At 73.8% G+C, this 25,188-nt stretch carries 23 protein-coding genes; 6 read left to right on the forward strand and 17 right to left on the reverse strand.

What is annotated here, in order from left to right:
- Both C1A33_RS32015 and C1A33_RS32020 read right to left on the reverse strand, forming a co-directional pair.
- Positions 1 to 1,242 (reverse strand): serine/threonine-protein kinase (locus C1A33_RS32015; protein ID WP_423748176.1); only part of this gene is annotated, 1,242 nt, incomplete at its 3' end.
- 452 nt (positions 1,243 to 1,694) lie between these two features.
- Positions 1,695 to 2,387 (reverse strand): TetR/AcrR family transcriptional regulator, encoded by a 693-nt coding sequence (locus C1A33_RS32020; protein ID WP_101836189.1) that lies wholly within the window; start codon positions 2,385 to 2,387, stop codon positions 1,695 to 1,697.
- Positions 2,388 to 2,467: 80 nt separating this feature from the next.
- Here C1A33_RS32020 and C1A33_RS32025 point away from each other — a divergent pair, with 80 nt between their 5' ends.
- The 4 genes from C1A33_RS32025 to C1A33_RS32040 all read left to right on the forward strand — a co-directional run bounded on the left by C1A33_RS32025 (position 2,468) and on the right by C1A33_RS32040 (position 5,296).
- Positions 2,468 to 3,520 (forward strand): NAD(P)-dependent alcohol dehydrogenase, encoded by a 1,053-nt coding sequence (locus C1A33_RS32025; protein WP_101836191.1) that lies wholly within the window; start codon positions 2,468 to 2,470, stop codon positions 3,518 to 3,520.
- Between the two features lie 323 nt (positions 3,521 to 3,843).
- The gene (locus C1A33_RS32030; protein ID WP_101836193.1) at positions 3,844 to 4,173 is read left to right on the forward strand and encodes a DUF362 domain-containing protein; all 330 of its coding nucleotides are present in this window, start codon (positions 3,844 to 3,846) and stop codon (positions 4,171 to 4,173) included.
- 293 nt (positions 4,174 to 4,466) lie between these two features.
- Positions 4,467 to 4,739 carry a hypothetical protein gene (locus C1A33_RS32035; protein WP_101836195.1) on the forward strand — a complete coding sequence of 91 codons (273 nt, stop codon included), beginning with the start codon at positions 4,467 to 4,469 and terminating at the stop codon, positions 4,737 to 4,739.
- Positions 4,736 to 5,296, forward strand: a complete 561-nt coding sequence (locus tag C1A33_RS32040; protein WP_101836197.1) for a hypothetical protein — start codon at positions 4,736 to 4,738, stop codon at positions 5,294 to 5,296. The genes C1A33_RS32035 and C1A33_RS32040 overlap by 4 nt, the downstream gene beginning before the upstream one ends.
- A 284-nt stretch (positions 5,297 to 5,580) precedes the next feature.
- Here C1A33_RS32040 and C1A33_RS32050 read toward each other — a convergent pair whose 3' ends face one another.
- The 3 genes from C1A33_RS32050 to C1A33_RS32060 form a co-directional block, all read right to left on the reverse strand.
- Positions 5,581 to 6,219: a DUF4231 domain-containing protein gene (locus tag C1A33_RS32050; protein WP_115538042.1), complete on the reverse strand. Its 639-nt coding sequence runs from the start codon at positions 6,217 to 6,219 to the stop codon at positions 5,581 to 5,583.
- Positions 6,220 to 6,328: 109 nt separating this feature from the next.
- Entirely contained in the window at positions 6,329 to 7,102 is a 774-nt protein-coding gene (locus C1A33_RS32055; protein WP_101836201.1) for a thioesterase II family protein, read from the reverse strand.
- Positions 7,103 to 7,251: 149 nt separating this feature from the next.
- Positions 7,252 to 8,571, reverse strand: a complete 1,320-nt coding sequence (locus C1A33_RS32060) for an MFS transporter (RefSeq protein ID WP_207770593.1) — start codon at positions 8,569 to 8,571, stop codon at positions 7,252 to 7,254.
- A gap of 214 nt (positions 8,572 to 8,785) precedes the next feature.
- Here C1A33_RS32060 and C1A33_RS32065 point away from each other — a divergent pair, with 214 nt between their 5' ends.
- Positions 8,786 to 9,205 (forward strand): GNAT family N-acetyltransferase, encoded by a 420-nt coding sequence (locus tag C1A33_RS32065; RefSeq protein ID WP_165818679.1) that lies wholly within the window; start codon positions 8,786 to 8,788, stop codon positions 9,203 to 9,205.
- A 31-nt stretch (positions 9,206 to 9,236) separates the two neighbouring features.
- Here C1A33_RS32065 and C1A33_RS32070 read toward each other — a convergent pair whose 3' ends face one another.
- The 11 genes from C1A33_RS32070 to C1A33_RS32120 form a co-directional block, all read right to left on the reverse strand.
- A complete protein-coding gene (locus C1A33_RS32070; protein WP_207770594.1) occupies positions 9,237 to 9,809 on the reverse strand; it encodes a hypothetical protein in 573 nt (190 codons plus the stop codon).
- A 162-nt stretch (positions 9,810 to 9,971) separates the two neighbouring features.
- The gene (locus C1A33_RS35465; RefSeq protein WP_165818680.1) at positions 9,972 to 10,442 is read right to left on the reverse strand and encodes a hypothetical protein; all 471 of its coding nucleotides are present in this window, start codon (positions 10,440 to 10,442) and stop codon (positions 9,972 to 9,974) included.
- A gap of 243 nt (positions 10,443 to 10,685) precedes the next feature.
- Positions 10,686 to 12,101: an FAD-binding oxidoreductase gene (locus C1A33_RS32080; RefSeq protein ID WP_101836222.1), complete on the reverse strand. Its 1,416-nt coding sequence runs from the start codon at positions 12,099 to 12,101 to the stop codon at positions 10,686 to 10,688.
- Positions 12,098 to 14,209, reverse strand: coding sequence for a rhodanese-like domain-containing protein (locus tag C1A33_RS32085; RefSeq protein ID WP_101836206.1), 2,112 nt, complete (start codon positions 14,207 to 14,209; stop codon positions 12,098 to 12,100). The genes C1A33_RS32080 and C1A33_RS32085 overlap by 4 nt, the downstream gene beginning before the upstream one ends.
- Entirely contained in the window at positions 14,209 to 16,038 is a 1,830-nt protein-coding gene (locus C1A33_RS32090; protein WP_243408143.1) for a dipeptide ABC transporter ATP-binding protein, read from the reverse strand. Before C1A33_RS32090 ends, C1A33_RS32085 begins: the two co-directional genes overlap by 1 nt.
- A gap of 59 nt (positions 16,039 to 16,097) precedes the next feature.
- On the reverse strand, positions 16,098 to 17,138 hold the full coding sequence (locus C1A33_RS32095; RefSeq protein WP_207770595.1) for an ABC transporter permease: 1,041 nt from the start codon (positions 17,136 to 17,138) through the stop codon (positions 16,098 to 16,100).
- Between the two features lie 10 nt (positions 17,139 to 17,148).
- On the reverse strand, positions 17,149 to 18,099 hold the full coding sequence (locus tag C1A33_RS32100) for an ABC transporter permease (RefSeq protein WP_101836208.1): 951 nt from the start codon (positions 18,097 to 18,099) through the stop codon (positions 17,149 to 17,151).
- 8 nt (positions 18,100 to 18,107) lie between these two features.
- Positions 18,108 to 19,796, reverse strand: a complete 1,689-nt coding sequence (locus tag C1A33_RS32105) for an ABC transporter substrate-binding protein (protein WP_101836210.1) — start codon at positions 19,794 to 19,796, stop codon at positions 18,108 to 18,110.
- Positions 19,793 to 21,088 (reverse strand): acyl-CoA dehydrogenase family protein, encoded by a 1,296-nt coding sequence (locus C1A33_RS32110; RefSeq protein WP_101836212.1) that lies wholly within the window; start codon positions 21,086 to 21,088, stop codon positions 19,793 to 19,795. Before C1A33_RS32110 ends, C1A33_RS32105 begins: the two co-directional genes overlap by 4 nt.
- Complete coding sequence (locus C1A33_RS32115; RefSeq protein ID WP_101836214.1) at positions 21,085 to 22,263, reverse strand: LLM class flavin-dependent oxidoreductase; 1,179 nt, start codon at positions 22,261 to 22,263, stop codon at positions 21,085 to 21,087. Before C1A33_RS32115 ends, C1A33_RS32110 begins: the two co-directional genes overlap by 4 nt.
- Positions 22,263 to 23,123 (reverse strand): alpha/beta hydrolase, encoded by an 861-nt coding sequence (locus C1A33_RS32120; protein WP_101836216.1) that lies wholly within the window; start codon positions 23,121 to 23,123, stop codon positions 22,263 to 22,265. Before C1A33_RS32120 ends, C1A33_RS32115 begins: the two co-directional genes overlap by 1 nt.
- Positions 23,124 to 23,594: 471 nt before the next feature.
- Here C1A33_RS32120 and C1A33_RS32125 point away from each other — a divergent pair, with 471 nt between their 5' ends.
- Positions 23,595 to 24,500, forward strand: a complete 906-nt coding sequence (locus tag C1A33_RS32125; protein WP_243408141.1) for a LysR family transcriptional regulator — start codon at positions 23,595 to 23,597, stop codon at positions 24,498 to 24,500.
- On the opposite strand, the gene C1A33_RS32130 is transcribed toward C1A33_RS32125, so the two are convergent.
- On the reverse strand, positions 24,421 to 25,188 hold a 768-nt coding region (locus tag C1A33_RS32130), incomplete at its 5' end, for a TetR/AcrR family transcriptional regulator (protein ID WP_243408142.1). The two genes, C1A33_RS32125 and C1A33_RS32130, sit on opposite strands and share 80 nt — an antisense overlap.

Genomic DNA, 25,188 nt, shown 5'->3' on the forward strand with positions numbered 1-25,188 from the left:
CCGATCCCCCGCCGGCCATGTCCCCCGCCCCGGCGGGGCGGTGACGGCGTCCTCCCCGTCGAGGTGCCGGCCCTGGGGATCGCCGGGCCCGTCCTCACCATCGGCCTGCCGGCTCGGCGGATCGACGGGCGCGTACGGCACGACGGCGGGTGATGGTGGCACGACGTTGGGTGATGGCGGCGCGACGGCGGACGACGGCGGCGCGACGGCGGGCAGCGCCCAGCCCGCGCGGCGCGGCGCGAGAGGGCCGGGCGCGTCCGGCGCGGGCCTGGGCTGGTTGGGTGGCTCGGCGGGCAGGACGTCCAGCGGGCAGGTGACGATCGTCTCGGGGGCGACACCGGGGTGGGTGAGGCGGCGCAGCAGCTCCTGCGCGGTCGGCCGCCGCGCGGGATCACGGCGCATCGCCTCGCGCACGATGCCCGCGAGCCCGGCGGGCAGGCCCTCGATGGTCGGCTCGGTGTGCAGCAGGCGGCGCAGCTGCTCGGCGGTGGAGCCGTCGCCGAAGGGCCGCCGTCCGGTGGCGGCGAACAGGACCAGACCACCCCAGGCGAAGATGTCCGCGGCGCTGGTGACGTGCTGGCCGCGGGCCTGCTCGGGGGCCATGTACGCCGGGGTGCCGGCGATCCGCCGGCTCGGGCCGGTCGGCCCGTCGTCGGGGACCCGGGCGAGCCCGAAGTCGATCACCCGGGGGCCGAGGGGCGACAGCAGCACGTTCGACGGGGTCAGGTCGCGGTGCACGAGGCCGGCGCCGTGGATGGCGCTCAGGGCGGCCGTGACGCTGACCGCGACCCGTTCGACGTCGGCGCTGCCCAGCGGGCCGTGCGCGCGCACGGCGTGGGCCAGGGTGGGTCCGTCGACGAACTCGGTGACCAGGTAGGGCGGGTCGTCGCCGGCCGGGTCGACGACGTCGAGGACCTCCGCGGTGCAGAACCGGGCGACCCGGCGCGCGGCGGCGGCCTCCCGGCGGAACCGCTCCCGGTAGCGGCGCACCCGCGCGATGTCGGCGCGGATGACCTTGACGGCGACGAGGCCGGTGTCGCGGCCCCGGCCGAGGTAGACGGTGCCCATACCGCCCTCGCCGAGGCGCCCGAGCAGGCGGTACTCGCCGAGATCGCGCGGGTCGCCGGGACGCAGCGGATCGGGCCGGGTGCTCAGCCCACCCGCCGGCTGCCGCGGTGCGGCCGGCGTCGCGGCGATCGCGTCGCCGGCGACCGCGGCGTCGCCGTTGTCGCGCGAATCCACATTCCCTCCCTACGGCCGACCGGAATTCCGGCTCTGATCGCGGCGCAATTCTGGGCGACGCGAGCAGGCCCGGGTCGTTCCTATCGCGTACTCGACACGAACACGTTCGGCGTCACCCACCCAGGCCATGCCGACACCGGCATTCCGGGCGCCGGCGCGGCGAAGGCGAGACGTCTCACGCCGGCACGAAAAGGCCGGTCAGGCCGGACCGGTAGTACCTTTGGCCCACCCGGTCATTTCGCTGCCACCCGGGATGCGGGTCGGCGTACGAGCGGCCGGGCCGCCGGTGGGCGCTCTTTCGTGCGGTCACCGGTAAAAACGCCGAATGTCGTGGTGGGAACTCTCCCGCCTGGCTGTCCTTTATCTCACTGGACGGTCGTCGACGCGGTGTGGACGAGAGTCACACGCCGGCCCGGGGCGCCGTCGGATCCGGTGAGCCCGTCCGTGGGCGATCACGGGGTGGCGGCGTGACCGGCGACGAGGCTGCGGGTGGTGGCGATCGCGGCGGCCACCGAGCGCTCGGCGTCGTGGTCGTGCGGGGCGAACACGCCGTCGAGATGGAAGACGGCGTGCCCGTGGGCCTGGGCGAGGTGGCGCTCGAACAGGACGAGGGCCTGCCGGTAGGTGGCGACGGTCGGCACGGCGAGCAGCAGCGGGAGCAGCAGGTCGAGCAGCGCCCGGGTGGCGGCGGCGAGCTCCGGGTGGCGTTCGGCCGGCAGTTCGGGGTTGAACAGCAGGTCGAGGCCTGCGCGGCGCTCGATGACGAAGCGGGTGTAGGCGCCGGCGGTGGCGGCGAGCCGCTCGACCGGGTCGGCGGGGTCCGCACCGGCCGCGGCGGCGGCCATCCGCTCGGTGAGCTGGCCGGCGGCGCGCAGGGCGGCGGCGGCGAGCAGGCTCTCGCGGTCGGGGAAATGGCGGTAGGGCGCGGCGGAGCTGACCCCGAGCCGGCGGGCGAGCGCGGCGACGGAGAAGGCGGCGAGGCCGCCCTGCGCGATCAGGTCGAGGGTGCCCTCGACGAGCGCCGCGGCGAGGTCTCCGTGGTGGTAGGTCGAGCGCCCGCCGCGCTGCTGGGCGCCGCGGCCGCCGCGTGGGCCGGCGGCCGCGCCGATCCGCGCGTCCGAAGGGTCGCCCGGGAACTCCGTCATCCGCCGCCTCCGGTGCCGACCCCGTGGACCAGGACAGCATACGATGAAATAAGTGTGCTCTTACATACGGATGGAGATACATGGCCACTACCAGCGCGGCACTGGTCGTCACGTCCCCGGGGGCGACGTTCGAGCGGTCGACCATCGAACGTCGGGAGCTGCGTGACCACGACGTGCTCATCGACATCCGCTACGCCGGCATCTGCCACAGCGACATCCACCAGGTCCGCGACGACTGGGGTGGCACCACCTTCCCGATCGTGCCGGGGCACGAGATCGTCGGCGAGGTCGCGGCGGTCGGGCCGGCGGTGACCCGCCACGCCGTCGGCGATCGGGTCGGCGTGGGCTGCTTCGTCGACTCGTGCCGGGAGTGCGAGCCGTGCAAGGACGGCGAGGACCAGTACTGCCTGCGCGGCAACGTCCCGACCTACAACGGCCGGGACTACGACGGCGAGATCACCTACGGCGGGTACAGCCAGACCATCGTCGTCGACGAGAACTACGTCCTGCGGGTGCCGACGTCGCTGTCATACGAGGGCGCCGCGCCGCTGCTGTGCGCGGGGATCACCGTGTACTCGCCGCTGAGGCACTGGGCGGCGGGGCCCGGGAAGAAGGTCGCCGTCGTCGGGCTCGGCGGGCTCGGCCACATGGCCGTCAAGATCGCGCACGCGCTCGGCGCCGAGGTCACCGTGCTCAGCCAGACCCTGAGCAAGCAGGATGAGGGTCGCCGCCTGGGCGCCGACCACTACTACGCGACGAACGACAAGGCGACGTTCAAGACGCTTTCGGGCACGTTCGACCTCGTCATCAACACCGTCTCGGCGAACCTGCCGATCGACGCCTACCTCGGCCTACTACGCCTGAACGGCACGATGGTCAACGTCGGGGCGCCGGCCGAGCCGAGCGAGTTCCGGGTCTTCTCGCTGTTCCGCGGCCGGCGCAGCCTCGCCGGTTCCAGCATCGGCGGCATCCGCGAGACCCAGGAGATGCTCGACTTCTGCGCCGAGCACGGCCTCGCCGCCGACGTCGAGGTCATCGGCGCCGACCAGGTCGACGAGGCGTACGAGCGGGTGCTGCGCAGCGACGTGCGGTTCCGCTTCGTCATCGACGTCGCCACGCTCGCCTCCGCGTAGCCCACGCGGCTCCCGCGGGACCCCGTCCGGGAGGACGGCGCGGAAAAACTTTTCCCAGTATTTTTCCTCGCAGTTTTCCCGGACCTTTTCCAGAACATTCTCCCGGACTCGCTCCACAACCTCTTTCCTGATCCCAGGTCAGGCGACATCCATTCCGACCACGGCGGCCGTTGTTTGTTTACACGGGTTTCACACCGCGCGACGTCGATGGCCGGATGCCGCCGTTACGATTCCTCTCGGGTTCGCCGGACGGCACCCGCCGCCGTCCGGCTTCACGGCCGCGGCGCAGAGAATGTCGATCGGACATCGGAAAGAGGACTCTCATGCCATTCGTCGTCACGGAAGCGTGCATTGATGTCAAGGACGGCGCCTGCCTGGAGGGTTGCCCGGCCGACTGCATCTACGAGGGTGACCGCAAGATGTACATCCACCCGGACGAGTGCACCGAGTGCGGCGCCTGCGCGGTCGCCTGCCCGGTCGGCGCGGCGCTCAGCGACGACCGGGTGAAGGACCAGAACTTCATCGACAGCGAGGCCGCGTTCTTCAGCGAGGTCCTCCCCGGCCGCGACGAGCCCCTCGGCGAGCCCGGCGGCGCCACCCGTCTCGGCAAGGTGAAGGCCGACACGCCCTTCATCGCCGCATACCAGAAGTAGGCGGGAGGAGCCCCGCAGGTCCGCCGGTTCGTGGTTGAGCGGCGGCGGGGCTCTCCTGGTAGCGCGGGGACCCTGCACTGCGCACGTTCGGTTTAGGTCTCTGACCGGCCCGTTTTCTTGATCACGGAGGTTTGGTCGGGTCGACTCCGAGGAGGTCGAGGACGCGCTGCTGGAGCGGGGCGGGCCGGGGGATGTAGGCGGGCGTAGAGGCCGGTGACCGTCCCGGTCGGGCCGGCGGCGCGGCGGGCCTCGCGCTCGATCAGCGAGAACAGCAGCAGTGCCAGGCCGACGACGTGCTGCAGTCGGTGGATCCGCTGGTTGTTCACCAGGGAGAACGGGTTGACCGCGAGGGGGCCTTTGAACGCGCTGTTACGCCGTTCGGAGGCTTCCTGGCCCTTGTCCTCGACGAAGACCCGGCGGCGTCCTTCTCCTCGACGCTCTGGTTCGTCAGGAGCGCGAACCAGCCGTCGGCGTTCGCCGCCAGTTACAGCGCGTCCTCGTCGAAGAACCAGGTCAGCAGCGGTCTGCCGGTGTCGGGGTTGGTGTCGAGGTACAGGTTCGGGTGACCGACGTCGCTGCCCGGCTTGGAGTGACAGTGACCGGCGTGCGGATGCTCGGCAACCGGCAGGGCCCGGTGCGCAGCGGAGTGACACTACGCAGGCGCGGGCGGTTGTGGGTCCTGCTCGGGGCGGATCTGGCCACCTCCAGCCCGCTGGACGTCGACGCCGTGGAGATTCAGGTCGCTCTCGCTATCGCCCGGCGCCGTTCCTGGACCATGCGGTTGGTGCCGCTCCTGACGCTGACGGTCTGGGCCTTCCTTGTCCTGCTGGCCGACATCGCCTTTCCTGACCGGCCTGACCCGGTGAACGCAATGATGACGGCTTACCCTTGTTTTGTGGCACTGGTGATAGTGAGCCGCACGACGATCGTCCACCGTGGTCTCCGCCAGACAGACCAACGGGCGGCGTCAGTCGTGGGAGCCCGGCGGCTCGCCGACACCCTGGAACGCCTGGTGCGAGAAGGCCAGCAGTGGCCGCCCGGCCCCAGCATCTGGCTTTTTCTCGTCCCGATCCAGCACTATCTCCCCGCCCGGGCCGCGCGCCTACGAGAGGGTGCCCTGTAGGCCGCATACGAGGCTCTGGACCTGATCGCGGTACGCGGTCGACCCGAGTGTGTTCGAGCCCTCGACGGTGACGACCACAGGCTCCCCCAGCCCATCGCCCACCGGACCTTCGTCCCGGCCCACCGCCGCGACCAGCACAACACCGCCGCCCGGCCCGTCCACCAACGACGCAGCGACGCGTTCAGCCTCGCCCCCCAGCGTGCCGCAGACACCGGCACCGTCGGACTGAGCGTGTGGCCGCCGTCGGTGGCCACGCCGGTCCGGGTCCGCCCGGTGCGCGCGGATCATGGGGTCGATGGTCGGGAGCCGGCGGGGTCGAGGGTGACGTGGGGGTGGCGCAGGCCGCCGAAGTAGCGGTCGGCTTCGGCGTCGCGGATGGTGCGGGTCGCGGCGAGCAGGTCCTCGGTGGCCTGGTAGCAGTACCGGGCGGCGGCGGACGGCGGGCTGGCCTGGCGGGACCGGCTGATCCGCAGGTCCCAGCGCAGCAGCTCGTCGGTCAGCGCGTTCTCGGTGCGGCGCAGCAGCGACCACATCTCGTCCCACCGGTAGAACTCACGCAGACCGGTGAGCACGGCCACTGTCACGCCGACGCCGGCGAGCGCCACGTCGCGGTGATCGAAGTCAGCGCCGGCGAGCAGCGGCAGACTGCCGCCGAGCAGGACGGTGAACAGGCCACTGACCCGGAAGAAGAACTTGTGCCGGTTGGCGCGCCGACGGTAGCGCTCACGCAGGGGGCGAACATCCGTGTCGACGATCTGCCGGCAGGCCGCGACGGCCTCACCCCATTCCGGGTCCGGCGGGCTCGGGGGGCTCAGTGCGCCGCGCTCCGCCTCGACCGGATCGGACTTCGTCCTCGCCCTCCCCTTCGTCTTCGCCGGCGTGGGGGTCGGATCGGCCTGGTTCGGACTGGAATGCGACCTCATGAGCGGTGATCCTCTCAAAGGCAGCAAAGATCGTTACGCTGCGCATCATCGCAGTGCTCCGACCTGCGCCGATCTCACGCCGCGGGCCGCGCCGGCCCCCACGCGCCGGTCAGGCGGGATGCGCGGCGGCGGCCAGGGCGTCGGAGATGGTGGTGATGACGGCGGGGGCCTGGTCGAGGAGGTAGAAGTGGCCGCCGGGGAACAGGCGCAGGTCGCAGGTGCCGGTGGTGTGCTTGCGCCAGAGTTCGGCTTCGGGGGTGGTGACGCGGGGGTCCTCGTCCCCGATCATGAGAATGATCGGGGTGCTGATCACCGCGTCGTCGGTGGGGACGTAGGTTTCGATGGCCTGGTAGTCGGCGCGGGTGGGCGGGACGATCATCTCGACGAGTTCGGGCTCGGCGAGGATGCGCGGGTCGGTGCCGCCGAGGGTGCCCATCTCGGCGACGAACGCGTCGTGGTCGAGTCGGTGGTAGGACTCGTCGCGCAGGGCGGAGGGGGCGCGGCGGCCGGAGGCGAGCAGCACGAACGGTTCGGGGACGGTGCGCCCGGCCGTGGCCGAGGCGGCGAGGCGGCGGGTCACCTCGAAGGCGACGATCGCGCCCATGCTGTGGCCGAAGAAGGCCAGCGGGCGGTCGTTCAGCCCACTGATCACCTCGGCGAGGGCGTCGGCCAGCGGCGCGATGGCGGTGAACGGCGGCTCGGCGCGGCGGTCCTGGCGGCCCGGATACTGCACGGACAGCACCTCGGCGACCGGGGACAACGCCCTGGCCAGCGGCACGAAATAGCTCGCGGAACCACCGGCGTGCGGAAAGCAGAGGAGCCGCGGCCCGTCCGCCGGGCCGGGCTGGAACCGCCGCAGCCACAGATCGGCCTCACTGGACATACGTGCCACCCCGTCCCGCCCCCTCGAATGTGACCGGTGCCACCTGGGCATGACGGCGGCACCCCGCCAGCTCCAGCGGGTTCGCAATGGTCACCATATGGTGATCCTAGGCGACTGTCCGCCCGCCCCGGGATTGCGCGTGGAGTTTTTCACCCGTGCGCCGAAACCCTCTCCTCCGCCTGCGGCCCAGTCGATGTCGCAGGCACCGTCGCCGATGTCGCGGACTCCGGCTCCGCGGTGGTGACGGCGCGGTCCTCGCGCGCCGAGGCCCAGGAACGGTGCGCGACGGCGGCGGCGAGGGCGGCGAGCGCCGAGAGCAGGCCGCCGACGTACAGACCGGCGCGGGCGTCGGCAGCGTCGGTGAGCCCGCCGACGAGCGCGGCGCCGAGCGGCGTCGTCCCCTGCAGGATCAGCGCGTAGAGCGCCATCACCCGGCCCCGGAACGCCGGGTCGCTGCCGAGCTGGATGCGGTGGTTGGCCGCCTGCATGAAATAGAGCATGGCGAAGCCGGTCACCGCGAGCAGGGCGATCGCCACCGGATAGCTCGGCGCACACCCGGCCGCCGCCTCGACCAGCCCGAACACGCCCGCCCAGCCGATCACCAGCCAGGCGGACGGGCGGGTGCGCCGGCCGGTCGTCACGAACGCGGCGAGCAGGGAGCCCGCGGCGAGGCCGGTCGTCAGCAGGCCGAACGACGTGGCGCCCGCGTGGAACACGGTGCGGGCCAGCAGCGGAACAGTCAGCTGGAAGTTCATCCCGAACAGCCCGACGGTGGCCACCAGGCCGAACACGACGACGAGGTCCGCCCGGCCGCGCACATAGCGCAGGCCGTCGACGACCCTGGGCGCCGGCTCCCCCGCCGCCCGCCGGTGCCGACGGATCTCGCCCGGGCGCATGAGCCGCAGCCCGACGACCGTGGCCAGATAGCTGCCAGCGTTGATGGTCATCGCCGGGCCGGTACCGAATGCGGCGATGAGCGGCCCGGCGGCGGCGGGACCGAGCACTCGGGCGGTGTTGAAGTAGGCGGCGGACAGGGCGGAGGCGTTCGGCAGCAGCTCGGGGCCGACGAGTTCGCTGATGAACGCCATCCGCGTCGGCATCTCGACCGCGTTGACCAGCCCGATCCCCAGCGCGAACAGGCACACCTGCCACAGCCGCACCGCCCCGGTGAACACCAGCAGCGCCAGCGCCGTCGACAGCACGCCCGCGACCAGGTTCGCGCCGGTGAGCAGATGGCGCTTGTCGTACCGGTCGGCGAGCCGGCCGCCGTAGAGCGTCAGCAGCATCACCGGCGTGAACTGCAACGCCGTGACCAGCGCCAGCGCCGACCCCGAGTCGTGGCTCAGCGACAGGACCAGCCAGTCCTGCGCCGTGAACATCATCCACGTGCCGGTGACGGACAGCACCTGCCCGCCAGCGAACAGCCGAAAGTTGTGGACCCGCAGTGACCGAAAGACCCCGCCGATCATCGCTCCTCGCTCTACGGACACCTCCATCGCTGCCCAGCGGCGGCGACCGGCCCACGGCCATCCTCGCCGAGTGACGGCCTCCGGTCCCCGGATCCCACGCGAAGTCTGACGGCTCACGGCCGCTACGACAGCCTGACCTCGCCGGCCCGTGGGCGACAATCGTCCCGTGAGGCCGGAGTGGATAGCGGGTGTTCGACTTGAGCGTGTAGCGGTCGTGGAGACGTTCGCTCTGCGGCAGCGGGTGCTGCGGCCGAGTCTGACCGTCCGGGACGTGGAGACGCCTCGGGACCGGGATGTCGACACGGCGCATGTGATCGCGAGGTTGGTCACCGGTGAGGTCGTGGGTACCGGCACGGTGATCAGGGAGGAATCGCCCTGGGGAGAGGCCGGGTGGCGGCTGCGCTGGATGGCCGTCGCCCCCGACCACCGGCGCCGCGGGGTCGGCGCACGACTGCTCGCCGCACTTGTCGAGCATGTGGGTGCTGGGGGTGGGGGAACACTGTGGTGTGTCGCTCGGCTATCGGCCGTCCCCTTCTACGAGCGGGCGGGCTTCACGATCCGAGGTGAGCCGGGAGATGACCGGGACACCGGCCCGACCGTCGTCATGTGGTGCGAGCAGGTCGCCGACAGGTGATCTCTCGGGCCCGTCCGTCAGGCCGATGCGGTCAGCGCCGGCTTCGTCTCCACCAAGCCGTCGCGTTGCGAGCGGGAGAGGCCTTGGTGGTTTCGAAGGTCGCGTCGAGTTGCGTGCGGCACGCCTGCTGGATTTCGTGCCGTAGCTCGTCGCCACTGCGGCCCCACCCGAACTCCCATTCGTCGGCGAGAAAGTGGATTCGACCCAGTGGCAGGCTGCTGAGCGACTCGTTCGGGATGGTTCCCACGATCGTGCTGACCACGGTGGCCACCCATCGTTCGGTCACCCGTCCTGCCGCGTGCATCTCCGCGATAGCCGTGAATGCGATCATCCCAGCCGCGCGCTCGCGGCCCGCGCCCTCCGCGTCCAGGTCACGCCTGTCCGGGCCGCACTCGTCCAGGGCGGCCGCGAGCAGGTCGTCGACGGCGCGAGGGTCGCGGCCGCTGAGTCCCGCAAGCTCAGCGACGCTGACGTCGCCCCAGCCGGCGATCAACCAGTCCGCCGCCCAGAACGGAACGCGCTCCGCCGGCATCGTTCCCAGCACCCGCCAGGCCGCCACCAAGCGCGGCGGCGGGGGTTCGTCGGGCCAGTCGTACACGTACACATGATGCCGACCATCGGCTACCTCGTCACGTCACTTTCCCGGTCGTCCATCCTGACAGCGACCGACGCGGCGGCCGGCCACACCACCACGACCTCGAAGCACACCCGCGATCTCAGCTGTCCCAGGCAGACGTCCGAAAGATCTCGGGCACAGCTGACCAGGTCAGCTGGGGCATTCCAGGCCGAGTTCGGCCATGACGGCGGCGGGAACGCCGTCGCCGCAGCCGACCTCGGAGGAGCCGAGGCTGACGACCTTCCAGACGCCGCTGGTCCTGTGCAGCACTACCTGGGCGCCGCCGGCGGAGGGTGAGGAGGAGACGGCAAGGGCCCAGTGGGAATCGATCGAGGAGATCGTGACCTTTTCGACGGTCGCGTCCGGGGCGATCGCCGGATCACGCTTCACGGCCGCGGTGATCGCGGCGATGGGCGACGGGGAGTCCGTGGCGACGCGTGTCGGGGAGGCCGTGGCGACAGGTTTCGGGAAGGCGGCGACGGCGGGCGTCGCGGAGGCCGTGGTGACGGGTGTCGAGGACGCGGCGGCGTCGACGCCGACAGATGCGGGTACGGCCTCCGGTTGCCGGTCGCCCTCGCACCCGCTCAGGGCCATGGTCAGACCGACCGCTGCCGCGGCCACCCCGACAGTCCTTGTCGCAGCGGCGATCCGAGCGCGTGCCAGGTCAACCCCCGAAGAAGAGCAGTCGGCGGAGGCTAGCACCGATGTCCACCAGGAGGGCACGAGTCGGGCACTGCCGTTCCGCAGCCCTGCGGACTGGTGCGATCCCACCTTCGCGATCGCGAACCACCGGCTTCGGCGCCGCCCGCGTCCTCGGCCGGGTCGCGATCGCCTACGGGTACCTCGGCGACGTCGCCGGGAGCGTCACAGGGCGCGGCCGGGGGTGAGGGTGCCGGCGGGGTCGAGGGTGGAGCGCAGGCGTCGTTGCAGGTCGTGGGTGGCGGGGTCGAGTTCGGCGGCGAGCCAGCGGCGCTTGAGGACGCCGACGCCGTGTTCGCCGGTGACGGTGCCGCCGAGTTCCAGCGCGAGGGCGAAGATCTGCTCGGCGGCGGCCCAGGCCCGCGGCGGGATCTCCGGTTCGGCGGGGTCGACGACGATGATCGGGTGCAGGTTGCCGTCGGCGACGTGCGCGAGGGTGTAGATGTCGACACCGGCGGCGGCGCCGATCTCGGTGACGCGCCGCGCGGCCTCGGCGAGGCGGCTGCGGGGCACGGCGATGTCCTCGATGAGGACCCGGCCGAGCCGTTCGAGGGCCGGCAGCGCGGCGCGGCGGGCTTCGAGCAGGGCCTGCGCGGTCGCCGCGTCCGACGAGCGGCGCACGAGCCGGGCCTGCTCGGCAAGGACGGCCTGGGCGACGTCGGCCTCCGCGTCGGCGCCGAAGCCGTCGGTCTGCACGAGCAGGAACACCGCCTCGGACGCCGCCGGGTCACCGCCGCCAGTGAGGGCGTTGACGGCGGCGACGGTGCGGGCGTCGAGCAGTTCGGCGACGGCGGGGACGACGCCGGCGGCGGCGAGTGCGGTGACGGCGTCGACGGCGGCGGGCAGGGTGTCGAAGAACGCGGCCAGGGTGACGGTCGCGCGCGGCAGGGGTCGCAGGCGCACGGTGGCGCCGACGATCACCCCGAGGGTGCCCTCCGAGCCGACGAACAGGCCGGTCAGGTCGTAGCCGGCGACACCCTTGACGGTGCGCCGGCCGGTGTGGATCACCTCGCCGCTGGGGAGGACGACGTCGAGGCCGAGCACCGACTCGCGGGTGACGCCGTACTTGGCGCAGCGCAGCCCGCCGGCGTTCGTCGCGATGTTCCCGCCGATCGTGGAGATCGCCGCGCTCGCCGGGTCGGGCGGGTAGGACAGGCCGGCCGCGCGGGCGGCGGCGTCGAGGTCGGCGGTGATGACGCCGGGTTCGACGACGGCGAGCGCGTCGTCGACGGACAGCTCGCGGATCCGGTTCAGCCCGGACACGTCCAGCACGACGGTTCCGGCGCCGGCCGCGGCACCGCCCGCGAGGCCGGTGCCGGCCCCGCGCACGGTCACCGTCACCTGCTGGGTCTCGGCGACCCGCAGCACCGCCTGGACGTCGGCGACGTCACGGGCGAAGGCGACGCCGAGCGGTCGTCCCACGGGAACCCAGCCGGAGCGGTCGAGCCGGTGCCCGTCGACGACCGCCGGATCGCTGCTCCAGCGCCCGACCGGCAACGCGACCGCGAACGCCTCCGCCACCGTGGCCGCCTCCCCGGACGGCGCCGCACGCTCGGCCGCGGCCCGCACGGTCCGGCTCATCGTGGGCCGGTGGCGACGGGTCGGGACGGGTCGGAGGACCACGCGGACCAGGAGCCGGGGTAGAGCGCGGCCTCGACGCCGACGACGGCCAGGGCCGCGATCTCGTGCGCCGCGGTCACCCCGGACCCGCAGTACACCCCGACCACTGGCTGCACGCCCCGACCGCCATCACTCGCCCCGCCACCCTCGCCGGCGGACGTGCCGACGCCACCGGCAGCCTCGACGACCTCCTGCGTGTTGGCGGCATCGGCCGTGTCGACGCCGTCGGGCGTGTCGGCGCCGACGGCGACGCCGAGGGCACGGAAGCGGGTGCGCAGGTCGGCGGCGGAGCGGAAGCGGCCGGCGGCGTCGAGGTTGTCGCCGGTGGGGGCGCTGCGGGCACCGGGGATGTGGCCGGCGCGCGGGTCGACCGGTTCGACCTCGCCGCGGTAGCGCTCGCCGGCACGGGCGTCGAGCAGCACGCCGGAGTCGGCGAGGGCGGCGGCCTCGTCGGCGTCGAGGACGGGCAGATGGCCGCCGGACAGCTCGATGTCGCCGGGCACCGGGATGATCTCCCCGGTCTCCAGCGGCAGGCCGGCGTCACGCCAGGCGGCGAGCGCGCCGTCGAGGATGCGCACGTCGGCGACGCCCGCCCAGCGCAGCAGCCACCAGGCCCGGGCCGCGGACAGGCCGCCGTTGTCGTCGTAGACGACGACCGGGCGCCCGGCGGACAGGCCCCAGCGCCGCGCCGCGGCGCGCAGCACGCCGAGGGACGGCAGCGGGTGACGCCCGGCGAGGCCGCCGGGGGCGGCGGCGAGCGTGTGGTCGGCGAGCTCGGTGTCGAGGTCGACGTACACGGCGCCGGGCAGATGGCCGTCGCGGTAATGGTCGTGGCCGTGCGGGTCGCCGAGCGCCCAGCGGACGTCCAGCAGCAGCGGCGGACGCGCCGAGGCCTGCTCGTCGCGCAGCGCCTTCGCGTCGACCAGCACGGCGCCGGCCTTGGCTCCGGCGGAGGTGGGGTGGGCCGCCGTCACGACGCCGACGGGCTCGGTCTCGGCGCCGGGCCCGGCGAGCAGGTTCGCCAGGTCGTCGGCGCCCAGCGTGCCAGGCGCGGTTCCCAGGCGGGCGGCGGTGGCGAGGCGTCGCTGCACCCCGGCGTTGACCGGCGCGACGAGGCCGTGCAGGCGGGCGAGCAGGACGATCTCGCCGTTGAGGTAGTCCGCCTCGACCGAGCCGCCGCGGGCCAGGCTCTGCCAGGTGGAGCTGCCCGGCCGGTCGAAACCAGGGATCTCCCGCGGGCCGAGGGTGGTGACGTCCAGGCCGATGCCCCCGGCGGCGCCGGGGGACCCGCCGTCGGGGGCGCGCAGGTCGGCGAACCCGGCGGGGTCGATGCCGGCGGCGGACAGGACATGGCGCGCCTCGGCGACGAGCGCGGCGGAGGCCTCGTCGCGGCGCGGGCTCGGCGGATAGAGCGCGTCGAGGTTGTAGGCGAGGTTGCCGAGCAGTTTGCCGGCCTTCCAGCGGCCGATGTCGTCGACGACCCGCACCTGGCAGGCGCCGGCGCGCAGGTCGGCGGCGATGGCCTCGACCACCGGGTCACCGGTGCCGCCGCCGGGGACGCGGCCGAGCAGGAAGCCGGCGACGTGCGGCGCGGACGGGGCGATCACCTCGCCGGGGCGCAGGTGCGTCGAGGCGCAGAACACCACCGCGTCCACGACCGTGGCGAAGCGGCGCAGTGCCGCCCGGGCGCCGTCGAGGCCGTTCTGCAGCAGCACCAGCGGCAGTGTCTCCCCCGCGGTCGCGGCCGCGGCCCCGCCGTGCACCGGCTGCCAGGCCCAGGCGGCGAGCACGGCCTCGGCGTCCTGTGCCTTGGTGGCGAGGACGAGCACGTCGCCGGGGCGCAGGGTGACCTCGTCGGGTCCGGCGGCGACGGCGAGCGGGACCTGGCGGATGTCGGCGGGCCCGCCCGGGGTGGCGGACGGGCGGATGTAGCGCAGCCCGCCGGCGCGCAGGGCCGCGAGGTTCGCCCCCCGGGCGACGGCGAGCGTGTCGACGCCGGTGGCGTGCAGTTGCGCGGCGACGGTCGCGCCGACCGCCCCGGCGCCGATCACCACGTATCGCTGGGCCATCACGAGTCCTCCCGTCGGGCCGCCGCGGCGGTCAGGCCGGCGGCGGTGGCTGTGGCTGTGCCTGTCGCGCCGGCGTCGGCGTCGTCGGCGTCGGCGGCGGCGGCGGCGGCGATCGTCGCACCGTCGGCGGTGTGCGCGCTGTCGGAGCGGGCGAGCTGCGCGGCGAACCGCTGGCCCGGCACGGCGCCGAGCAGCTCCCGGGTGTGCTCGCGCGCCGGAGCGGTGAGGACGGTCGCCGCCGGGCCGCTCTCCACGATCCGTCCACCGTGCAGCACGGCGACGTGGTGGGCGAGCTGGGCGACGACCGCCAGGTCGTGCGCGATGAAGAAGTAGGCCACGCCGAGTTCGCGTTGCAGGCGCAGCAGCAGGGTCAGGATCTGGTCCTGCACGGAGACGTCGAGGGCGGAGACGGGCTCGTCGAGCAGGACCAGGGCGGGCTCCAGCGCCAGCGCCCGGGCGATCGCGACCCGCTGGCGCTGCCCGCCGGACAGTTCCGCGGGCCGGCGCTCGGCGTACGACGCCGGCAGCGCCACCTGGTCGAGCAGCTCGCGTACCCGCGCGGCCCGGGTCGCCCGGTCCCCGACGCGGAAGGACACCAGCGGCTCGGCGACGCACTGCGCGACGGTGAAGCGCGGGTCCAGGGACGAGTAGGGGTTCTGGTGGACGAGCTGGAAGCGGCGGCGCAGCGGCCGCAGCCGCGACCAGCTGGCGTCGGTGATGTCCTCGCCGTCGAGGTACACCCGGCCCCGGGTGGGCCGTTCCAGGCCCATGGCGATGCGCAGCGCCGTCGTCTTGCCGGAGCCGGACTCGCCGACGAGCCCCAGCGTCTGCCCGGCCCGCACCGTCAGGCTGACGTCGTCCAGCGCCCGCAGTGTCCGGTTCCCAGCGCCGCCGTCGCCGCCGCCATCGCCGGACTCGGAGCCGCCGCGGGGCAGCCGGAAGTCCTTGCCGACGCCGTCGAGGCGCAGCAGTTCCGGCGCCGGCGGCACCGTGGTGAAGCGGGGCACGACGTGCCCGGCGTGGGACAGTGCCGGGGCGACGTCGATGAGGTGGCGGGTGTAGGGGTCGCGGGGGCGCAGCAGGATGTCCGCCGGGGTGCCCTGCTCGACGACGCGGCCGCGGCGCATGACGATCACCCGGTCGGCCCGGTCGGCGGCCACGCCCAGGTCATGCGTGATGATCATCAGGGAGGTGCCGGTGTCGCGGACGAGGCCGGCGAGGTGGTCGAGGATGCGCCGTTGCACGGTGACGTCCAGGGCGCTCGTCGGCTCGTCGGCGACGATGAGCCGAGGATGCCCGGCGATGGCGATGGCGATGAGCACCCGCTGCCGCAACCCGCCGGAGAGATGGTTCGGGTACTGCCGGGCCCGCACCGCCGGCCGGTCGACCCCGGCCCGTTCCAGCGCCTCGAGCACCTCGGCGCGGGCGAGCCGGCGGTCCACCCCTCGGCGGCGGACCGCCTCGGCGACCTGGGCGCCGACGCGCATCGTCGGGTTGAGCCCGACCATCGGGTCCTGCGGGATCAGGGCGACGGTCGTGCCGCGCAGCCCACGCAGCACCCGGTCGGGCGCGCCGGTGACATCCCGCCCGGCCACCTCGATCCGGCCGCCGGTGACGACGCCGCCCGCGGGCAGCAGGCCGAGGATCGCGTGCGCCGTCGTCGTCTTGCCCGACCCGGACTCGCCGACGACCGCGACCGTCTCCCCGGGCGCCACCGCCAGGTCGACGTCCGCTACCGCCGGCACCACCCGTCCCCGCGACCGGTAGCCGACGCACAGCCCGGACAGCGCGATGAGGGGCCTCTCGTCGTCCACCGCCGCGGCCCTCACGGTCGGGTCGGCCGTCGCGGTCGGGTCGGCCGTCGCGGCGTCGCGCTCGGTCGTCTCGGTCACCGCTGGGCCTCCTCGAGGGTGCGGGCGATGTGATTGAGGCTGAACACGACCAGGCCGACGAACAGGCCGGGCAGCAGCGACAGCCAGGGACTGGTCACCAGGTAGTTGCGCCCGTTCGAGATCAGCGTGCCCCACTCGGCGGCCGGCGGCGGGGTGCCGAAGCCCAGGAAGCTCAGGGCGGAGATGAGCAGCACCGCGGCGCCGAAGTCGAGCACGGTGAGCACGGCGACCGGCCCCCACGAGTTGGGCAGCACGTGGCGCAGCATGACCCGGCTCCAGGACGCGCCGCCGGTGCGTGCCGCCTCCACGTAGGCCTGCTCGCGCACCCGCAGCACCTCGGCCCGGGTTGTGCGGGCGAACCCGGGGGTGATGCCGACGCTCACGGCGATGGCCATCGGCAGCAGGCCGAAACCGAGCGCGGTGACGATCGTGAGCGCCATCAGCAGGATCGGGATCGCCAGCAGGACGTCGACGATCCGCATGAGCAGCACGTCGACCCAGCCGCCGAAGAACCCGGCGATGACCCCGATGGCCAGGCCCGCGACCACGGCGATGAGCACCGCGCCACTCGTCGCCTTGATCGTCAGCGTGGAGCCGTGCAGTATCCGGCTGAACAGGTCGCGGCCCAGCTCGTCGGTGCCGAACAGATGGGACGTGCTCGGCCCGCGCAGCTTGTCGGTGGGCGAGGTCGCCGACGGGGAGTAGGAGCTGAACCAGGACGGCACGAGCCCCGAGAGGATCACGAACGCGACGAACAGCACGGCGAGGACGAACCCCGGCCGGCGCAGCAGCGGCGTGAGGGTCGCCGCCGCGCCGTGCCATCGACGTCGCCACGCCGCCCACCGCCCGTCGGCCCAGGGCTCACCGGCCTCGGACTCTCCGCCCGGCGCCGAGGACGGACCGTGCGCGGCTGCCTCGCCGGCCTCGGTGACGTCGCCGGCGGCGGGCGCGTCACCGCTGGCGCCGGCGGCGCGGCCGGCCGGTGGGTCGAGCAGGTCGGGGGCCATCAGGTCGGCGGAGGCGAGGTTGTCGGGCATCGGGTCCCCCTCAGGCCACCCGCGCCGCGCTGGCCACACGCGGGTCGAGCAGCGAGTACAGCAGGTCGACGAGCAGGTTGACGGAGACGAACAGCACGGCGCCGATCAGCACGATGGCCTGGACGACGGGCACGTCCTGGCCGAGCACCGCCTGCTGGGCGAGCTGGCCGATGCCGTTGCGGGAGAACACCGCCTCCACGACCACCGCGTTGGTGACCGTGTAGCCGACGATGACGCCGAGCAGGGTGAGCGCCGGCAGGGAGGCGTTGCGCAGCGCGTGGCGCAGCTGCGTCGCCCAGCGGGACAGGCCCTTGGCCCGGGCGGTGAGGATGTACGGCTCGCCCCAGGTGTCGGCGAGGCTGCGGGTGAGCAGCTGGGCGAGCATCGCCCCGCCGGGCAGGGCCATCGTCACCGCCGGCAGGACCAGGCTGTCGGCGCCGCTGTTGCCCGTCGCGGGCAGCCAGGACAGCGAGAACGCGAAGACCTGGATGAGCAGCAGGCCGACGAAGAACTGCGGCAGCGACACGCCGACGGCGGGCAGCCGGGCGAGCAGCACCCGGGCCGGGCGCCACTGGACGTAGATGGCGAGAAAGGCGATGCCGACGCCGAACAGCAGGGTGATCGGGATGGCGACGGCGGACAGCAGCAGGGTGTCCGGCAGCTTGTCGGCGATGAGCGAGCTGACGGAGACGTTCTGGGTCAGCGACATCCCGAAGTCGCCGTGCAGCGCGCCGCCGAGGGCGCGGAAGTACTGCACGAGGATCGAGTCGTCGAGGCCGTAACGGGCCTCCAGCAGGTGCAGCTGTGCCGGGGTGAGGGTGCCGATGTCGGCGCCGCTGGCGGACAGCTGCAGGGTGACCGGGTCGCTGGGCAGCACGTGCAGGATGACGAAGGCGACCGTGTAGGCCGCCCAGAGCACGACGAGTGCCTGGGCGAACCTACCGGCGAGATAGCGGAGCACGTCCCGGCCTACTTCGACAGCCAGAGGTCGTTGGCGCGCAGGAAGCTCTCCGACGTCCAGGCGAAGCCGTGCACCTTCTTCGTCAGCCCGATGACCTGCACCCGGTCGGCGATCGGGAAGACCAGGCCGTTGTCGATCAGATAGTCCTGCAGCTGCTGGTAGACGCCGCCGCGCGCCTCGGCGTTCACGGTCGACAGTCCCTTGCCGAACAGGTCGCTGACCTTCGCGGCCGTGGCGGCGTCCTGGGAGAACTTCGCGGTGTAGAAGGTGGAGCCGGCGGCGTTGAGCAGGGAGCCGAGCACGCTCGGGTCGGCGCGGGTCAGGTAGCCCGGCACCAGATCGTAGTCGCCCTTGGCCGCGGTCGGGGTGAACTGCGAGGCGGTGACGACCTTGATCTGGTAGTCGATGCCGACCTTCTTGAGCTGGTCCTGGACGAGCTGGTCACCCGGGGTCCCCGCCTGGGTGAGGGCGACCAGCGTGAGCTTGCGGCCGTCCTTGTGGCGGTAGCCGTCGGAGCCGAGGGTCCAGCCCGCGCCGTCGAGCAGCTTCGCCGCGCCGGCCGGGTCGTGGGCGAGCTTCGCCGACTCGTCCGCGACGTACGGAGTGGTCGAGGTCAGCGGGCTCTTCGCGACCGGGTAGCCGTCCCAGAAGATCGTCTTGGTGTAGCTGGGGAGGTCCAGCGCCTTGTAGAGGGCGCGGCGCACGGCGAGGTCGCCCAGCGGCCGGTCGCCGGTGACGTTCGGGTACAGGTTGGTGCTGATGCCGGGCAGGGCGCGGGTCTCGATCCGGCCGCCGGAGGCCTTGATGACGTCCTGGTCGGCGGAGCTGATCGGCTGGCGCGGCCAGGCGATGTCGAGGGTGCCGTTGGTCAGGCTGCCGACGCGGACGCTGTCCTCGGCGATGTAGCTGACGTCGATGCCCGCCAGGTACGCCTCGCCCTTGTTGGCGACCAGCGAGCTCGGCCAGGCGTAGCCGGCGCGGCGGGTGAGCTTCGCCGACTTCGCGGCGGAGTAGCTGTCGAGGGTGAACGCCCCCGAGCCGACGATCTTGCCGGCGCAGCGGGCCTCCGGCGTCTCCTTGTAGGTGGCCGGGGAGAGGACCGCGAGCGTCGTGGTGGAGGTGGCCTGCAGGAACGCCGCGTTCGGCGTGCTGAACTCGACCTTCACCGTGGACGGGTCGACGACGGTCGTCGCCTTGTAGCCGGCGAGGTAGGTGACGCCCAGGGTGGAGCGGGGCCCCAGGGCGACGGTGCCGTCGTAGGCGGTCTTGACCGCGTTCGCGTCGAGCTTCGTGCCGTCGCTGAACGTCACACCGTCGCGCAGCTTGAACGTGTACTCGGTGGCGTCGGCGTTCACCGTCCAGCTGGTCGCGAGCCAGGGGACGATCTTCCCGGTCTTCGGGTCCTGGTCGGTCAGCGAGTCGGCGATGTTGCGGTCCAGGCTGCGCGACTCGATCCAGTACACCTGGTTGGGGTCGATGCAGGCCTGCAGGTCGTTCCAGAAGGCGATCTTCAGACGCCCGCCGGGGACGGGCTTGCCGGCGGAGGACCCGTCGGCCGAGTCTCCTGCCGCCGCGCCGCCGCCGCTGCCGCTTCCGCAGGCCGCGAGGATGGCGGCCGTCATGGCGGCGACGGCCGCGGTGGCCAGTCGTCGCCTCCCCCCGAGGGAGCGCGATCGGTGACGGGTGGACGTGCTCATGACTTCGGAGCTCCTTCGGAGGGCGTGGCGGCGGCAAGCGTGCGCCGGCCGGCGAGCAGGAGGGCGGTGTCCTCCTGCGGCGGGTGCACGCGCACGCAGTGGACGTCACGCAGGTGACGTTCGAGCGGGTTGGCGCGGGTCAGGGCGGGGTTGCCGAGGGCGGCGACGGCGGTCTGCACGGCGCTGACCGCCGCCCGGGCGATCAGCGGCTTGGCCAGCACGGCCTTCTCGACGGCGAGCGGGTCGTCGTCGTCGGCGCGGCGGGCGACGTTGTAGGCGATCTCCTCGGCGGTGACGAGCTGTGCCTCGATCTCGCCGGCGATGGCCTGGATGCGTTCGGTGGTGGCGATCGGGCGGCCGAGCGCCGTCGGAACCCGTTCGTGCGCGAAACGCAGGAAGAACTCCTGCGCGGCACGGGCCACCCCGACGTAGAGGGCGGTGGCGCCCAGACCGACGCCGGCGAAGAAGGCCTCCGGTGCCTGGCGGGCCGAGTGGCGTTCGCCGCGGAAGTGCTCGGCGGGCAGCACCACGTCGTGGTAGAGCACGTCGTGGGTGCTGCTGGCGCGCAGGCCCAGATGGTCCCAGGTACGCACGATCTCGACGCCGGGGGCGTCCGCGGGCACGATCGCGTGGCCGACGAGCGGGTCGTCCTCCTCGGTGGCCGCCCACACCAGGTGGTAGGACAGCCCCTCGGAGCTGGTCGCGAAGCCCTTGTGGCCACGCAGCAGCCAGCCACCGTCCTCGGTGCGCCGGATCGTCGTCGCGGGCAGGCCGCCACGGGCCGGGGCGCCGAGCTCGGGCTCCGCGCGGATCGCGTTGAGCAGCACCGGCCGCTCCCGCGCGTCGGCGACGACCCGCTGGTAGAGCGCCTCAGGCCAGAACGACGTCCGGGCCTGCAGGACGTGCTGGAACACCGTCATCGAGGTGATCAGCGCGACTGACGGGTCTCCCTTGCCGAGCGCCAGGAACACCCGGACGCTGTCGACGGCGGACAGCTCCTGCCCGCCGTAGCGCGACCCGATGCCCAGGCGCAGCAGGCCCGCGTCGTGCACCGCCCGCACGCCCGTCCAGGGGAACTCCCCCGACCGGTCGTACTCCTCGGCGGTCGCCGCGAGCTCGGCGCTCACCCGCGCGAGCGCCGCGTCCGACAGGTCCGCCGCCGGCGGCGCCGTCGCCGCCAGGTCCGCGGCCGACCGGTCCAGCGCCGGCGCGGCCGGTCCCTCCACCGCCGGCAGGTCCGTGGCCGGCAGGTCCGTGGCCGGTACGTCCGCCGCCGCGGTGTGCGCCGTCATGACGCCACGCCGGCGAGCACGGCGAGCTCCTCGCGGGCCAGGCCCGCGTCGGCCGGGACGACCTCGCCGCGCTGGCCGGTCGCCTCGCGGTGGGCGAGTTCCTGGCGTACCAGCGGAAGGACGTCGCGGCCGTAGTCGACGAGGTCGTTGAAGTTGTCGTAGCCGCGGATCGAGATCAGCTCGGCGCCGAGGTCGACGTAGTCGAGGATCGCCGCGGCGACCGTCTCCGGTGAGCCGACCAGCGCCGTCGACGCGCCGGCGGCGCCGGTGGCCGTCGCGGTGGCCGTCCACAGTGCCCGGTCGTGCACCACGCCCTGGGCGGCGGCGGCGAGCAGCCGCTGCGAGCCGACGTTCGGCGGCGCCTGGCCGGCGTCGCCGCCGAGGCTGTTGCGTCCCACCCGGGCCCGGAAGCCGCCGGTGTCGCGCAGCACGCCGAGGATCTGGTGGGCCTTCTCCCAGGCGAGCTGGTCAGTGGCGGCGACGATCGGGCGGAAGCTCACCCAGATCCGCGGGGTGTCGGTGCGCCCGGCCAGGCGGGCCTGCGCGCCGACGGCGTCGATCTGCTCGCGGGTCTGCGCGAGCGGCTCGCCCCACAGCCCGAAGATGTCGCCCTTCGCCCCGCCGACCTGGTAGGCCTCGGCCGACGACCCGCCGACGGAGACCGGGATGGTGCCGTGCACGGGACGCACGACGGAGACGAAGTCCTCGAAGGAGTAGTAGGTGCCGGCGTGGTCGAACGGCGTCGTCGACGCCCACACCCGGCGCAGGATGTCGATGTACTCGGACTGGCGGGCGTACCGCTCGGCCTTGGCGAGACGGTCGCCCTCGCGGGCCTGCTCGTGGTCGTCACCGCCGGCGATGAAGTGGACGACGGCGCGCCCGCCGGAGAGCTGGTCGAGGGTGGCCAGCTGCTTGGCGGCGACGGTCGGGTACATCGTGTTCGGCCGCAGCGCCACGATGGGGCGGACCCGCTCGGTGTACTGGGTCAGCGCGCTGGCCACGGTGAACGGGTCGTGGAACGCCGAGCCGTAGGCGCAGAGGGTGTAGTCGAAGCCGTAGTCGTCCAGGGTGCGGGCGTAGCGCCGGAAGAACGGCAGGTCGACGCCGCCATAGCCGAACCGGTTGACCTCGTTGGACGGGTTGACGTTGATGGCGCTGATGAACTCGACGGGCATCAGATCTCTCCTCGGGGTCCGATCAGCCGGCGCGCGATGACGGGAAGGTCGGCACCGAGGCGCAGCCGTTCGAGGAACAGCACGATCTCGGCGGCGGCGCTGCGGTGGGTGGCGTCGTTGAGCGCGTCGTGCCGGCCTTCCTCGATGACCACCAGCTCGGCCCGGCGCGCCGCGGCGTAGCGTTTCCGCGCCTGCCGCAGCGGGCTGACGGTGTCCGCCGCGCCGTGCAGCCCCAGGACCGGGACGTCGACCCGGGCCAGGTCGCCGTCGGCCAGCCAGCTGGCCGGGACCGGTCGGCGCAGGTCGCCGCGGCGCACCCGCGGGTCGGCGGCGAGGCGGCCCTGGTGGGTGGGGCACGCGGTGCGCACCGCGAGCTCGGCCTCCCAGCCGCCGTCGTCCGGCCCGCCCGCCGGCGACTGGCCCTGCGCGGGTGCCTGACCGTCCGACGAGGAGGCCTGCCCGTCCGGCGCGGTCGGCAGGCCCGCGAGCAGGAGCGCGTCGACCCGCACGGCGCCGGTGGCGACGAGCGCGGCGGCGAAGGCCGCGCCCGCGTCGGAGCCGGCGAGCACCCGCGGGGCGGGCAGGTCGGGGTCGGCGAGCAGGGTGCGCAGGTCCGCCGTCACCGCGTCGGGATCGCGGGTCGGATCGCCGAGCGCCCGCACCCGGTACCCGTCGAACGCGACACGGCTGCCGAACCGCTCGTAGACACCGGGATGCTCCCCTCGGCCGGCGACGAGCAGGACGGTGCCGCGCGGGGCGATGGCGGGCGGGTTGTCCCAGGCCAGCAGGGTCGGGGCAGGGCTGGCGGTGGGCTGTTCGCCGGTGTGGGCCGCGGAGCTGGGCGGGGCGGCGGAGGTCATGGAAGGTCCTTCGTCCGGGGAAGGGGAGCCGCGCGTCGCGCCGCGCACGCACGGGCCGACGGCCGGCGGACACGGGCGGCGGACAGACGGGCACGGTCGAGGGCGGGACGCGCGCACGGGGTCGTCGCGCGTCTCGCCGGGGCGGAGACGCGTGGGAGGAACTACAGGGGGGCGGCGAACGTCAGCCGCGGCGACAGCAGCTGGAGGAGAGGATCCCGAAGTCGACGACGCGCCGACGGGTCAGGAGTCCGACCCGGGATGCGCGCGACCTGCCAACCATGTCCACCACAATGGTGGGTTTTACGGATGGTGTCCAACGCCGATCCGCAATCACACCGATCAGCATTCGCGATCGGTCTGGTATCGTCGGGTGTGCCCTCCATGTCCCCGAGCTCCCGTGCGGGTTTCCCGGCGGACTCGCTGCCTCCAGCGGGCTCCGCTCTGCCCGCGGCGTCCCCGACGGGGTCGTCGGTGCTCGACATCACCGCGCTACGCAGCCTCGTCGCGATCGCCGACAGCGGCGGGTTCCGCCGGGCGGCGGCGGCGCTGTGCGTGTCACAGTCCGCGGTCAGCCAGCATGTCCGCCGCCTCGAACGCGCGGTCGGCCGCCCGCTGGTCACCCCGGACGGACGCGCCACCCGCTTCACCCCCGACGGCGAGCTGCTGCTGGCCGCCGCCCGGCACCTGCTCGACCTGCACGACGCCACCCTGCGGGCGCTCGGCGTCGGTGCCCCGGCCCGTCCCTCGACGATCACCGTCGGGGCGACCGAGCACGCCGCCGACCACCTGCTCCCGCTGTGGATGGTCGCGTTGACGGCCGCCTATCCGGACGCCCGCGTGCAGTTTCGTCTCGACCGCGGCGCCCGGCTGACCGAGGGGCTCGACGCGGGCACCGTCGACGTCGCGCTGCTCATCGGCGTGCCGCCGGGCCCCGGCAGCCGCCCGGCCGGCGTGCTGCCGCTGGCCTGGTACGCGGCCGCCGGCTGGTCTCCCCCGCCGCCGGGACGCCCGCTGCCGCTGATCGCCATCAACGACCCGTGCACCATCCGCCGCCAGGCGCTGAGCACGCTGGCGCGGGTCGGGCGAACCGCCTGGGTGGCCGGCGAGGCCGGGCACCTCGCCGGGGTGCTGCAGGCGGCGCGCGCCGGGGTCGGGGTGGCGCTGCTTGCCGACGTCGGCCCCGTCCCGCCGGGCCTCGTACGCCGCGACGACCTGCCCGCCGCCGATCCCGAGCCGCTGCATGTGCGGACCCGCCGCGGCGCGCCGGCCCGTCTCGCCGACGTCATCGGCGACACCGTCACGGACGCGCTGGCGGCGGTGCCCCCCGCTGGACACGATGAGCGATCCCGTCGAGGACGATCGCCAGCCCCTCGATGAACACGTCCGAGGCGCGCGCCGACGTGAACGCCGCGCCGGCGGCTCGCAGCCCGCGCAGGTCGTCGTCGGGCAGCAGCGCGGTGAGCCGGTCGAGCTGGGTCTCCTGCGCCTCCCCCCGCGGCCAGCGCCCGGCGTTGCCGCGCTGGATGGCGGCCGAGCCGACAACGAAGTCGAGCAGGGTGCTCGCCGCGTGCGTCGCCTGCTCGGCGTCGAGCCCGGCGTCCAGGAAGATGGTGAGAAACGCGTCGACGACCCGCAGCGTGTTCGGCCCCCACACCGGCCGGCTCAGCACCGTCCCCACCGGCAGCGGATGGTGCAGCAGGACGTGGCGTACCTCGCGCATGAGCGACTCCGCCCGCTCCCGCCAGCCACCGCGCGTGCCGTCGCGCGGCAGGCGCACCGCGCCGAGGCTGCGGTCGACGATGAGCACGAGCAGCTCGTCGCGGCTGGTGATGTGCCGGTAGAGCGAGGCGCTGGAGGTGTCGAGCCGGTGCGCGACCTCGCGGACGGTCAGCGCCTCGAGCCCGCCCTCGCGCAGCACCTCGATCGCGGCGTCGACGAGACGCTCCGTCGACAGTCCGCCGACCCGCGGCCGGCGGCGCGCGTCCGCGGCCATGCGCTCGGCCCACCACTGCGGCGAGCCCGCCTCGGCCCTGCCCGCCTCGGCCCTGCCCGCACCGCCCCCGAG

Origin of the sequence: Frankia canadensis, assembly GCF_900197875.1 — a bacterium.
GTDB lineage: Bacteria > Actinomycetota > Actinomycetes > Frankiales > Frankiaceae > Frankia > Frankia canadensis.